Annotated in this window: 11 protein-coding genes; 8 read left to right on the top strand and 3 right to left on the bottom strand. The window is 43.6% G+C overall.

Features of this window, described 5'->3' with window-relative positions; genetic code table 11:
* The first annotated feature begins 2 nt into the window (after positions 1-2).
* The 4 genes from PXH59_RS12655 to PXH59_RS12670 are packed head-to-tail and all read left to right on the top strand — an operon-like array spanning position 3 to position 3623.
* On the top strand, positions 3-1169 hold the full coding sequence (locus PXH59_RS12655; protein WP_285808670.1) for a beta-ketoacyl-[acyl-carrier-protein] synthase family protein: 1167 nt from the start codon (positions 3-5) through the stop codon (positions 1167-1169).
* Positions 1169-1648 (top strand): hotdog family protein, encoded by a 480-nt coding sequence (locus tag PXH59_RS12660; RefSeq protein WP_047766658.1) that lies wholly within the window; start codon positions 1169-1171, stop codon positions 1646-1648. Before PXH59_RS12655 ends, PXH59_RS12660 begins: the two co-directional genes overlap by 1 nt.
* Positions 1645-2376, top strand: coding sequence for a 3-ketoacyl-ACP reductase FabG2 (locus PXH59_RS12665; protein ID WP_047766659.1), 732 nt, complete (start codon positions 1645-1647; stop codon positions 2374-2376). The genes PXH59_RS12660 and PXH59_RS12665 overlap by 4 nt, the downstream gene beginning before the upstream one ends.
* Complete coding sequence (locus PXH59_RS12670; RefSeq protein ID WP_285808671.1) at positions 2373-3623, top strand: beta-ketoacyl-ACP synthase; 1251 nt, start codon at positions 2373-2375, stop codon at positions 3621-3623. The genes PXH59_RS12665 and PXH59_RS12670 overlap by 4 nt, the downstream gene beginning before the upstream one ends.
* Positions 3624-3813: 190 nt before the next feature.
* On the opposite strand, the gene PXH59_RS12675 is transcribed toward PXH59_RS12670, so the two are convergent.
* Positions 3814-4077, bottom strand: a complete 264-nt coding sequence (locus PXH59_RS12675; RefSeq protein WP_285808672.1) for a hypothetical protein — start codon at positions 4075-4077, stop codon at positions 3814-3816.
* Positions 4078-4276: 199 nt separating this feature from the next.
* On the opposite strand from PXH59_RS12675, the gene PXH59_RS12680 reads away from it, so the two are divergent.
* From PXH59_RS12680 to PXH59_RS12690, 3 genes are all read left to right on the top strand, one after another.
* On the top strand, positions 4277-5446 hold the full coding sequence (locus tag PXH59_RS12680; RefSeq protein WP_047771219.1) for an MFS transporter: 1170 nt from the start codon (positions 4277-4279) through the stop codon (positions 5444-5446).
* A 58-nt stretch (positions 5447-5504) separates the two neighbouring features.
* Positions 5505-5939 carry a GNAT family N-acetyltransferase gene (locus PXH59_RS12685; RefSeq protein WP_285808673.1) on the top strand — a complete coding sequence of 145 codons (435 nt, stop codon included), beginning with the start codon at positions 5505-5507 and terminating at the stop codon, positions 5937-5939.
* A 394-nt stretch (positions 5940-6333) separates the two neighbouring features.
* On the top strand, positions 6334-7272 hold the full coding sequence (locus PXH59_RS12690) for a VirK/YbjX family protein (RefSeq protein ID WP_285808674.1): 939 nt from the start codon (positions 6334-6336) through the stop codon (positions 7270-7272).
* A 29-nt stretch (positions 7273-7301) separates the two neighbouring features.
* On the opposite strand, the gene PXH59_RS12695 is transcribed toward PXH59_RS12690, so the two are convergent.
* Positions 7302-7898 (bottom strand): GNAT family N-acetyltransferase, encoded by a 597-nt coding sequence (locus PXH59_RS12695; protein WP_047771216.1) that lies wholly within the window; start codon positions 7896-7898, stop codon positions 7302-7304.
* A 329-nt stretch (positions 7899-8227) separates the two neighbouring features.
* Between PXH59_RS12695 and PXH59_RS12700 the strand changes: the two genes are divergently transcribed.
* A complete protein-coding gene (locus PXH59_RS12700) occupies positions 8228-10249 on the top strand; it encodes an oxidoreductase (protein ID WP_285808675.1) in 2022 nt (673 codons plus the stop codon).
* A 70-nt stretch (positions 10250-10319) separates the two neighbouring features.
* On the opposite strand, the gene sstT is transcribed toward PXH59_RS12700, so the two are convergent.
* The gene (gene sstT, locus PXH59_RS12705) at positions 10320-11564 is read right to left on the bottom strand and encodes a serine/threonine transporter SstT (protein WP_285808676.1); all 1245 of its coding nucleotides are present in this window, start codon (positions 11562-11564) and stop codon (positions 10320-10322) included.
* Between the last annotated feature and the right edge of the window lie 555 nt (positions 11565-12119).

Genomic DNA, 12119 nt, shown 5'->3' on the forward strand with positions numbered 1-12119 from the left:
ACATGATTTATATTTCCGCCGTGGGTATGCTCAATGCCTTAGGCAATAATGTGGATGAGATTGCACAGAATCTCGTGCTTAATCAAGCGCCGGGAATGTATGAGCGTTCAGGCTGGTTACAACCCGACAAAACCTGCTGTCTGGGCGGCGTTGACGCTGAATTACCCGTCATTCCTGACAGCCTGTTTCAGCACAACAGCCGCAATAATCGCTTGTTACTGGCGGCCTTAATGCAAATAAAACCACAAGTGGACGAAGCCATCGCCCACTACGGTCGGGAACGCATCGCGGTGATTATGGGAACCAGCACATCCGGTCTCGACGAAGGTGATCAGCATGTCAGTCGCACAATGCATCAGCAACCCAATGAGCATTACCATTATTACCAACAAGAATTAGGCGATCCTTCCCGCTTTCTTGCCAGCTACCTGAACATTGATGGGCCTGCATTTACCCTCTCCACAGCCTGTTCATCCAGTTCACGCGCGATTATCAGCGGTCAACGCCTGATTGAAATGGGGCTGGCGGATGTCGCCATTGTTGGTGGTGCGGACACATTGAGCCGTATGCCAATCAATGGCTTCAATAGCCTGGAATCCATTTCTCCCACCTTGTGTGCCCCCTTTTGTGAGGATCGCCGGGGCATTACTATTGGAGAAGCCTCTGCATTGCTGCTGCTAACGCGAGAACCCCAACCGATAGCCTTACTCGGCGTAGGAGAATCAAGTGATGCATGGCATATGTCAGCCCCTCATCCTGAAGGAAAAGGGGCCATTGAAGCTATCAATATGGCACTGAGAAATGCCGGACTCTCTCCAGCCGAAATCGGTTACATTAACCTGCACGGAACAGGCACGAAATTGAATGATCAGATGGAGTCGATTGTCATCAATCAAATTTTTGGTGAAAACACGCCATGCAGCTCCACCAAGTATTTAACCGGTCATACTCTTGGTGCCGCAGGTGCCTGTGAAGCGGGGCTTTGCTGGTTACTGCTCACACGTCACTTACCACTGCCTGCACAGGATTTTTCATGCTCAGGCAGAGATACCTCTCTGCCTGCTTGTGGTTTGCTAACCCAATCACAAGCCCTGAAAAAACCGATTGTCATGTCAAATTCTTTTGCTTTTGGTGGCAACAATACCAGCCTGATTTTGGGAGCTGCATAATGCCTGATTATTTACCAGTCGATCGTTATCTCCCACATGAATCCCCCATGGTGTTACTGGAAAACGTGCTCAATGTATCCAGCAATTATGTCCATTGTCAGGTCACAGTCAGCCAAGAGGGTGTTTTATCCCCTTTCCTCAATGAGGAAGGCCATCTGCCGGGTTGGTTTGCCATTGAAATCATGGCCCAAACCATTGGGGTCTGGTCTGGCTGGCATCGCAAGGAAAGAAAAGAGGAAGATTCCGCCCTGGGCATGTTACTGGGCGGACGTGCAGTACGGTGCCGAGTACCCGCTTTCACACCAAACAGTGTTTTGGATATTCAGATGAATTTAATACTGCAAGATGAAAAAATTGGCAGTTTTGAAGGTGAAATCAGTTGCAATGGCACCGTACTGGTGACAGGCCGTCTGAACACCTATCAACCTAACAAAACAGAACTCATACAACTCACAAATAAACAGGATGGAGTAGCATAATGCGTTCAGTTTTAGTGACCGGTGCCAGCAAAGGGATAGGCCGATCAATTGCCTGCCGACTGGCGGCAGAGGGTTTTACTGTCATCGTACATTATCACCGCGATGCTAAAGGTGCGGAAGAGACACTGGAACACATTCAGGCAAACGGAGGCAGTGGCCGTATTCTGCCTTTTGATGTTTCGGATCGAATGACCTGCCGTGAAAAGCTGGAAAAGGACATCGAAACTCACGGCGCTTACTATGGCATCATCTGCAATGCAGGGATCGCCAAAGATGGTGCTTTCCCAACACTGGAAGGCAATGACTGGGATAGTGTCATTCATACCAATTTAGATGGCTTCTACAATGTTATCCATCCTTGCGTCATGCCGATGATCGGCTTACGGCAAGGAGGACGCATCATCACCTTATCGTCGGTGTCTGGTTTGATGGGCAATCGTGGACAAGTCAATTACAGCGCAGCTAAAGCCGGGATTATCGGCGCCACAAAAGCGCTGGCAATCGAATTGGCGAAAAGAAAAATCACCGTGAACTGTATTGCACCTGGCCTGATTGGGACAGACATGATTCAAATGGAAGAAATGGCTTTGAAAGAAGCGATGAATATGATCCCAATGAAACGCATGGGACAAGTGGAAGAAGTGGCTGGTCTTGCTAGCTACTTGATGTCTGATATTGCGGGATATGTAACCCGTCAAGTCATCTCAATCAACGGGGGGATGCTATGAACCACAATGCTATATTCCAGCCCCGCAGGGTCGTGATTACGGGAATGGGCGGCATTACCGCATTGGGGCACAATTGGCAATCTGTTTCCGCAGAATTGAAAGCTGGCATTAATGCCGTTCAACAGATGCCAGCGTGGGCAGAATATGATGGGCTTAATACCCATCTTGGGGCACCGGTTACGGATTTTATTTTACCCGAACATTATACCCGCAAACGCATTCGTTCTATGGGGCGTGTTTCCCTGATGTCAACGCGCGCCACAGAACTGGCTTTAGAGAGGGCAGGTTTACTCAATGATCCAATACTGACCCATGGAGAAACAGGTATTGCCTATGGTTCTTCTACGGGCAGTACCAAGCCCGTTAGCGAATTTGCCACCATGCTGACTGAAAAGCATACCAATAACATCACAGGCACAACCTATGTGCAAATGATGCCTCATACAACAGCCGTCAACACGGGGTTGTTCTTTGGCTTACGTGGCCGAGTGATCCCAACCTCAAGTGCCTGTACATCTGGCAGTCAGGCGATTGGGTACGCGTGGGAAGCTATCCGCCACGGCTATCAAACCGTGATGGTCGCAGGTGGAGCTGAAGAGTTGTGTCCATCCGAAGCGGCAGTCTTTGATACGCTGTTTGCCACCAGCCAGAAAAATGAAGCACCGAAAACCACACCGTCTCCTTTTGATGTTAACCGTGATGGACTGGTGATTGGTGAAGGTGCAGGCACCTTGATCCTTGAAGACCTGGAGCACGCCAAAGCACGTGGTGCCAAGATTTACGGTGAAATCATCGGATTTGCCACTAACTGTGATGCTTCTCATATCACCCAACCAAAATCTGAAACCATGCAGATATGCATTGAAATGGCACTGAAATCAGCGGGATTACAGCCAGCTGATATCGGTTACATCAGCGCCCACGGTACTGCAACCGATCGGGGAGATGTGGCAGAGAGCCAAGCGACGACCCATATTTTTGGCAATCAAACACCTATTTCTTCACTGAAAAGTTATTTCGGTCATACGCTAGGGGCTTGTGGTGCCCTTGAAGCATGGTTAAGCCTGGAAATGATGAACGAAGGCTGGTTTACCCCAACAATCAATCTCAATGAGATTGATCCCGCCTGTGGGGAGTTGGATTACATTATGCATCAACCGCGTAAAATCCAAACCGAGTTTATCCAAAGCAATAACTTTGCCTTTGGTGGAATCAATACCTCGATTGTGATCCGTCGTTGGAATTAATGATGATGGACAGATTTCCCGAGAAAACGCGGCGGAAAATATCGCGCTATTGAAACCTTAAATAGACCGAGACAGGAAGATAGGCTTCATTACGACGTGGTTTTGATTTATGCTTTGGCAATCATTATCAATTCACAAATGAAGCCTTTTTTATATTAAAATAAAGAGTTACCACTTAAAACTCTGTATATTATTCCAATCCAACTTCAAAAACATTAATCGCAAGTGGATGGGATATTTTCATATCCAACAGAATCTCAATAAAATCAGCAAGTTTATAGTACTTACGATTGTTTTTGCTAATGACAGATTTATCTCCACATTCAGGAGAAATCATTTTTAATACTCGCATATTGCTTATTTTAAAGAGATTTTTATTTTGATGATTTTGACGTCTTGCGTACTTTACCCTCGCATTTACATAACCCTTTTCTCCATAAATCTTTTCATTCATAAGTATCAGTTTTTCTCGTTGTATCTCTTTGTGATAAAGGGCTATAGTCCGCATCACTCAAGGTTATTGAGTGACTTACCTACTGCTTAAATCATCAAGATATATTCCAGTCCCTGGCCTATATCGTGACCACCATTCGGCAAAAACTTGATGAGAAGCAGCGCATTTCTGGCTGATTTTTTATGTGGAGACGACAGTAGTGAAACTGCTGCGCAAGAATGACAGTGCATTTGTACCTGTCGCCGGCTTGACTGTTTTTGCCATTGCTTCTGGTTACCTGATGAGCTTAATTCCTCTGTCGATGGCAAGTTTCAGCATTGATACGGTTTATGCGAGTTGGTTAGCTAGTGCTTATTATGTCGGTTTATTAATCGGTTCAATGATGATTGAACCTGTTATCGCCAGAATAGGTCACCGTCTTTCATTTATTATTTTTTTGTTGCTTTTGTCAGCGACTGTCATTACATTGCCTTTTTTTCCGAATAAAGAAATTTGGTTATTTGTACGGTGTATTGCCGGCGTTGCCGTAGCCGGTGTCTTTGTCGTGATCGAATCTTGGCTGTTGATCTGCGACAACGCCAAAGAACGCGCCAGACGCCTGAGCTTTTATATGACTGCTCTTTATGGTGGGACAACTTTAGGGCAATTATTGATTGGATCTATTGGCACTCAGGGGACGATCCCCTTTATGGTGATTTCGACACTGCTGTTTGTCGCAATTTTGCCCCCATTATTCGCACGTCATGGTCAACCTCCTGCGCTCCACCACCAAAGTATGTCGCTGAGAAAAATGACTGAATTCAGTAAACCAGCCATCGTTGGCTGCATGACATCAGGTATTATTATGGGCACCATCTATGGCTTGATGCCTTTATCACTCAGTCAAAGTCATTTCAGCACCGATCAAGTCGGTGCATTGATGGCAGCCACTATTCTGGGCGGAATGATCATACAACCGATTATCAGCAAGCTGTCCGTCATCATGAGCAAAACTGTTCTATTGGTCATGATTTCATTACTGGGGGTATTCGCCGTAGGAATGGCCTATCTCTTCGAACATTACATTGTCATGATAGTGTCACTGGCTTTGTTGGGAATGTCGTCTTTTGCGCTGTACCCCATTGCGATCACGCTTGCTTGTGACAAGCTGGATGCGTCCTATATTGTAGTGGCAAGCCAGGTCATGTTGTTAAGTTACAGTATTGGTTCTGCCGTTGGGCCACTGGTAGCAGGGCATTTTATGCTACATCACTACTTTAAGGTTCAGCACCATGGGCTGATGAGTTTCTTTTTCATCGTGTTATTGGCTACCGCGATTTATATGCTGCTGGCGAGTTTGTACCGCAAAGACCGTGTACTGGCACGCTAGATAGCCTCAAAAACATTCAGACTGAAACCACAAACAACAGAAAAATTGAGGGGATACAATGCAAATACAACAAGCCAGCAAAGCTGATTTTTCAGTATTGATTCAGATTTGGGAAGCCTCTGTACTTGCTACTCATGATTTTTTGCCTAAGTCAATGATTGAAGTTTTACGCCCACAGATCCTTAACGATTATTTGCCCAATCTCACTGTTTATAAAGCGGTAGATGAACAAAATAATATCGTAGGGTTTATTAGTACCGATCAACATCGAATAGAAATGTTGTTTATTGCGCCACAGGTACGGAGAACAGGGATCGGTAAGATGTTACTACAATTTGCTATTAATGAATTACAGATCAGAGAATTAGATGTAAACGAACAAAATATACAAGGCGTCGGCTTCTACCAATATATGGGATTTCAGGTAGTTTCTCGTTCAGAGCTTGATGGTCAAGGGAATCCATTTCCTCTATTACACCTGAAACTGGCTTAAAAACGGCAGAATGTTAAAAATGAATAATGCATAAATAAGATAAATATATAAAATAAAAATATCATTTAAGGCATAATTTGTTAAATAACAATAAGCCTTATTTTAAAAAATAATAATAGAGTAATATTCTTTACTAGAAAAAATAAATAAATTTAAAGTAAAGGCATGTTTTGTAAACATATGAGTAGAATTTGATAAATCAATGATATAATGAAGTCTCTCTATTCCCATCACCTTTCAAGTTACAGCTTTGCTGGCTACGTCCACACCCCTTAGTCACGTAGTTATAAATACAGAGTTCGCTCTGCTCCTGGGGATTTACCCTTTTGCCACTGTGCTGCAACTTGAAATCGAGTGGGTATAAATATTTTTTACTTTTGTTGAGCTTGAATTAATGAGTTATTTACAACAACCTACATCTTCAGGAATGAAGCTATTTGCTGATCTTGTCGGAAAACGTATTATCCCGGGGGAATTCTGGTATTCTTCCGCTACCCGTACTAAATTTGCACTACGCAGCCTTCTGACCCCCATTTCAACATTAAAATTGTTGAATGGTATTACCAAAACGCCTCATTATCTGGATATTTTGAAAAAACAACCCAGTTGGCCTTGCAAATTACATCGCCCATACTTAAGCATTAATTTTAAACGTAACCAGATTGTCGGCGCTCTGAATGAGCATTATCAAATATTATTCAAACAGTTAGAATCTACTGTTATTAATCGGATTTTTTCAGTTCATGCTTATTTACTGACAACCATCCAAGGGAAAAATGAAATATTTCTGATATATATTGACGCACTGGACAACCTGAATAAAGAAGGTGAACTCTCTTTCTATATTACTACCGCAGAGAACGTCATTCTGGCCAAGTGTGCTTTCACTTTATTAACGATTGATGGCAAACAGACACTATTTATTGGTGCACTACAAGGGCCAACTAAAGGGGATAATTCTCTGGAGATTATCCGCCATGCAACTAAAGAGTGTTATGGGTTATTCCCCAAACGCCTGTTGATTGAGGCTATTTGCCGTTTTGCCGATCATATGAATTGTGAACAGATCCTGGCAGCCAGTAACGAGACTCATATCTACCGTAGCATTCGTTATTGGCATAAAAAGAAAAATAAGATGGTAGCCGATTACAATTCTTTCTGGGAGTCGCTAAATGGCGTCAGAAATGAAAATAATGATTTCCATTTACCATCATGCATAGAAAGAAAATCTTTGGATGAGATCCCCAGTAAAAAACGCGCCGAATATCGCCGTCGCTATCAATTACTGGATGATCTGGAAAACGATATCAAGGCATCCCTTAAAGCCGCCTGACCGCCAGCCAGAAAGAAATAGCAATTCACTCAACGTGGCTTCGTCATTAACCATGTAAGATGCGTTTTAATGGCGGGCCATTCATTGAACAGAATGCTATAAACGCAAGTATCCCTTATCGAACCCTCTTTGGCCCGCATGTGATGACGTAAAATACCATCCAGCTTTGCCCCCAATCGTTCTATCGCCTTGCGGCTTTGGTGATTTAAAAAATGGGTACGAAGTTCCACCGCGACACATTCCAATTCCTCAAATGCATACTGTAACAATAAAAATTTTGCTTCCGTATTAATTGCAGTGCGTTGGACAGAATGCGCATACCATGTAGAACCAATTTCCAGTCTGGGAATATTCGCATCAATATTCATATAAGTTGTCATACCAACTGCCATCCCCGTGGCATTATTGATGACAGCAAAAGGCAACATATTGCCCTTGGCATGCAGGGTTAAACGACGTTCAATTTCCGCCTGGACATTGACAGGTTCAGGCACACTGGCATACCACAGCTTATGTAACTGCCCATCCTCAATAGCACGAACAAATTCATCATGTCTATCATGTGACAAAGGCATTAAAGTTACACTTTTTCCGGTTAACGTAACCCAATCTGTTATTTTTCCCATAATTACATTCCCCTACACTTATTTCTATCACACTTAATTTTCTACCAAGGCTTAATTATTCATCATTCCGTAAGAATATATTCACAGTATGCACAGTTAAAAACAGGCGGCAACCATAAATAAGAGGCATTTCTCGCCTCAATAGATTTTCATTAAGGCGCGATTGAAGTTCTATTTCATGATATTTGTCACAATCAATTAACAAAGTGGTTCCAATAATGCCGGAACTGTCTAAATTTAATTATCATCTCATCCGACCACTTAGCTGTTTAGCTTCATACGGAAAACAATAATATTCTTGAGCTACCAAATATTTGATGGAGAATGCAATGAGCAATTACCCTCACCTGCTTGCACCGCTGGATTTGGGCTTTACCACACTAAAAAACCGTGTATTGATGGGTTCAATGCACACGGGGCTTGAAGAACATCCCGACGGTGCCCAACGTTTGGCCCAATTTTATGCAGAACGGGCAGCGGGAGGCGTCGCACTGATTGTGACCGGCGGTATCGCACCCAACCCACAGGGCGTTGTTGCGGCAGGAGCAAGCATCCTGAATAGTGAAGCTCACCTGCCCCACCACAAGCTTATTACAGAGGCGGTACATCAGGCTGGAGGAAAGATAGCTTTACAAATCCTGCATGCCGGACGCTACAGCTATCAGAAAAATTCCATTGCGCCTTCGGCCATTCAAGCTCCGATTAACCCCTTTATGCCGAGAGAAATGTCTGAGGATGACATCCGGCAGACAATCAAGGATTTTGCCCACTGTGCCCAGCTGGCACAACAAGCCGGCTATGATGGTGTGGAAATCATGGGTTCAGAAGGTTATCTCATCAATCAGTTTCTGGTCACACGCACCAATCATCGACAGGATAAATGGGGGGGAACTTTCGAAAACCGCATACGCTTTGCGCTGGAAATTGTCAAAGCAGTCCGCGCTATCACGGGGGAGCGTTTTATCATCATCTACCGCCTTTCTATGCTGGATTTAGTGGAAGATGGCTCCAATTGGCAAGAGATCGAACAACTGGCACGGGAGATTGAAAAAGCAGGGGCATCCATTATCAATACCGGTATCGGCTGGCATGAAGCCAATATCCCAACGATTGCAACGATGGTGCCCAGAGCCGGATTTAGCTGGGTTACGCAAAAATTGATGGGAAAAGTCAGCATCCCTTTGATTACAACCAACCGCATCAACACCCCCCGGGTTGCCGAACAAGTTCTCAGTGAAGGCTGCGCCGATATGGTTTCTATGGCACGCCCGTTTCTCGCTGATGCCGAGTTTGTATTGAAAACCGAACAGGAGCGTGCTAATGAAATCAATACCTGCATAGGCTGCAACCAAGCCTGTCTGGACAGAGTTTTTGTCGGCAAGCTGACGTCTTGTCTGGTCAATCCACGCGCCTGCCATGAAACCGAATTTATTGCCGCGCCTGCCATAGCCCCCAAAACTATTGCGGTTATTGGTGCCGGACCGGCGGGATTATCCTTTGCGGTCACAGCGGCCAGCCGAGGACACCATGTCACGCTGTTTGAACGAGAAAACCACATTGGCGGGCAGTTTAATATCGCCAAACAGATCCCCGGCAAAGAAGAATTCCATGAAACTTTACGCTATTTTGAACGCCAATTAGCCTTGAACGGCGTCGAAGTCTGCCTCAACCATACGGCAACGACCGACCAACTTTTATCGTTTGATGAAATAGTCATAGCGACAGGGATCATGCCACGCATCCCCAATATTGATGGTATTGATCATGAAAAGGTACTGACTTACCTTGATGTTTTAAAACATAAGCAGCCCGTCGGAAAGCGTATCGCTATTATTGGTGCTGGAGGTATTGGTTTTGATACTGCTGAGTATCTGAGTCAAAACGGACAAAGTTCCAGTCTGAGTAGCCATGCTTTTAGCCATGAGTGGGGAATTGATCGAACAATTATGCATAGGGGAGGATTACGACCAGAAGGTGCGCAGGTCGAGCATTCCCCGCGTAAAATTTATCTGCTGCAACGCAAAGATTCCAGGGTCGGGGATGGCTTAGGAAAAACCACAGGTTGGGTGCATAAAACCAGCCTGTTAATGCGGGGCGTAACCATGTTAAACAGTGTCCAGTACTTGAAGATTGATGATCAGGGATTGCATATCCGTCGTGGTGATGAACAACAATGCCTGGACGTGGATAATGTAATTATTTGCGCAGGACAGGAGCCATTGAAAACACTCTATCAACCGTTACAGGCAATGGGAAAAAGTGTACATATCATTGGTGGAGCAGATATCGCGGCCGAATTGGACGCACGCAGGGCAATCGATCAAGGCACCCGATTGGCACTTAAAGTGTAATAAATGGAGCCACTAAAGGCAAAGGCGGTGATAATTTGTACTCAACCAATTATCACCGTTCTTATTCTGATTAACGCTGCGCCAGCCGATCAGACGAGATACGAGACTCTTCGGCCTGACACGCGGCGGCAGTAAACAGCACATCGGTGGAAGAGTTCAATGCAGTTTCAGCAGAATCTTGCACTACACCTATAATCATACCTACTGCAACAACCTGCATGGCTATTTCATTGGAAATTCCAAACATACTGCATCCCAACGGAATCAACAATAAAGAACCCCCAACAACCCCCGAAGCACCACATGCAGCAACAGCAGAAACTACACTCAACAAAATGGCTGTCGGTATATCAACATTAATTCCCAATGTATTCACAGCGGCTAATGTCAATATGGTTATAGTCACTGCTGCTCCCCCCATATTAATGATCGCCCCCAAAGGAATAGAAATAGAATAGGTATCTTCATTTAAATTCATGCGACGACACATTGCCATATTAACTGGAATATTTGCCGCAGAACTGCGAGTGAAGAACGCAGTTATTCCACTTTCACGCAAGCAAACGAAAACTAACGGGTAAGGATTACGGCGAATTTTCCAAAAAACAATTAATGGATTAATTACTAAAGCAATGAAAACCATACACCCTAACAATACAGACAATAATTGCACATAATCTAATAAAACATTAAACCCTGTTGTTGCAATCGTTGAAGATACCAATCCAAAAATACCAATCGGTGCAAAACGAATAATCACACGCAAAACTTGCATTACGGCTTCGGCTAGATCATGAACTATAAATTTAGTTGATTCTTTTCCATGACGTAAAGCAATACCTATTCCTGTTGACCAGGCCAATATACTAATATAGTTGGCATTTATAAGAGCATAAATAGGATTCGCTACTATATTAAGTAATATCCCTTTCAAAACTTCAATAATGTTTTCTGGTGGTAATACCTGAATATCATTCGTCACTAACGTCAACGTCGATGGAAACAGCAGACTACCAATTACAGCTACAATCGCTGCCAGAAAGGTTCCTAACAAATATAGGAACAGTATGGGACCAATGTTAGTTTTTTGACCTGCTTTATAATTTGCAATCGAGGACATAACCAATACCCATACTAAAAAAGGTGCTGCCGCTTTTAATGCTCCTACAAAAAGTGTTCCTAACAATTCGGCTGATTTAGCCACAGAAGGAGCCAACCATGCCAGTAATATACCTGCCATTAAACCGATAGATATTTGTGTAACGAGGCTGCCCCGCATAATATATTGTACAAACCCTTTTTGTTTTTTTTCCATAGTCTTTCCAATTGATATTTATACTTAATGAATCTGCCTGTTTTAATTTATATTTACTTTTTCAAGACAAGAAAATTTGGAAAGCTATAATCAACCCAACAAACAAAAATATCAACATTTAGTAACAAATTGATCACATTTATGTGATCAAAACAACAACTTTTATCCTTTCAAATACATCACACAATGAATCACGACAATACGATTTCTATACCAATCCAACTTCAAGATGCGTGTTATATTTCCTCGCGCAGCGGGGAAATATAAGGCCTTGTATCGTCTTACGGATTGTAAATTAATAATTAATTATTCTTTTGCAACTCCAAACCAAATGAAATTTTAGTAAGTTCATATAATTAACCCGGCTTCTGGATAAGAAATTGACAAAAAGCCTGTTCCAGGAGCAAAGTTTTGCCGCACACCAAAGTACCTGTCTACCCCTGAGCTGGCGCGGATCGATGAGAATATGAAGATCGTCCCTAAAAACCTGATGGGTTATTTTGCGCCCAACCAACACAAATAACTTTAGCTTAAAAATATAACTGCTATGATCCT

Origin of the sequence: Xenorhabdus bakwenae (assembly GCF_030272115.1) — a bacterium.
Taxonomy (GTDB): domain Bacteria; phylum Pseudomonadota; class Gammaproteobacteria; order Enterobacterales; family Enterobacteriaceae; genus Xenorhabdus; species Xenorhabdus bakwenae.

Coding starts and splice junctions, on each gene's coding strand:
- PXH59_RS12690 (WP_285808674.1), top strand. CDS start 6,334: ATGAGTTATTTACAACAACCTACATCTTCAGGAATGAAGCTATTTGCT.
- sstT (WP_285808676.1), bottom strand. CDS start 11,564: ATGGAAAAAAAACAAAAAGGGTTTGTACAATATATTATGCGGGGCAGC.
- PXH59_RS12700 (WP_285808675.1), top strand. CDS start 8,228: ATGAGCAATTACCCTCACCTGCTTGCACCGCTGGATTTGGGCTTTACC.
- PXH59_RS12660 (WP_047766658.1), top strand. CDS start 1,169: ATGCCTGATTATTTACCAGTCGATCGTTATCTCCCACATGAATCCCCC.
- PXH59_RS12695 (WP_047771216.1), bottom strand. CDS start 7,898: ATGGGAAAAATAACAGATTGGGTTACGTTAACCGGAAAAAGTGTAACT.
- PXH59_RS12655 (WP_285808670.1), top strand. CDS start 3: ATGATTTATATTTCCGCCGTGGGTATGCTCAATGCCTTAGGCAATAAT.
- PXH59_RS12670 (WP_285808671.1), top strand. CDS start 2,373: ATGAACCACAATGCTATATTCCAGCCCCGCAGGGTCGTGATTACGGGA.
- PXH59_RS12675 (WP_285808672.1), bottom strand. CDS start 4,077: ATGAATGAAAAGATTTATGGAGAAAAGGGTTATGTAAATGCGAGGGTA.
- PXH59_RS12685 (WP_285808673.1), top strand. CDS start 5,505: ATGCAAATACAACAAGCCAGCAAAGCTGATTTTTCAGTATTGATTCAG.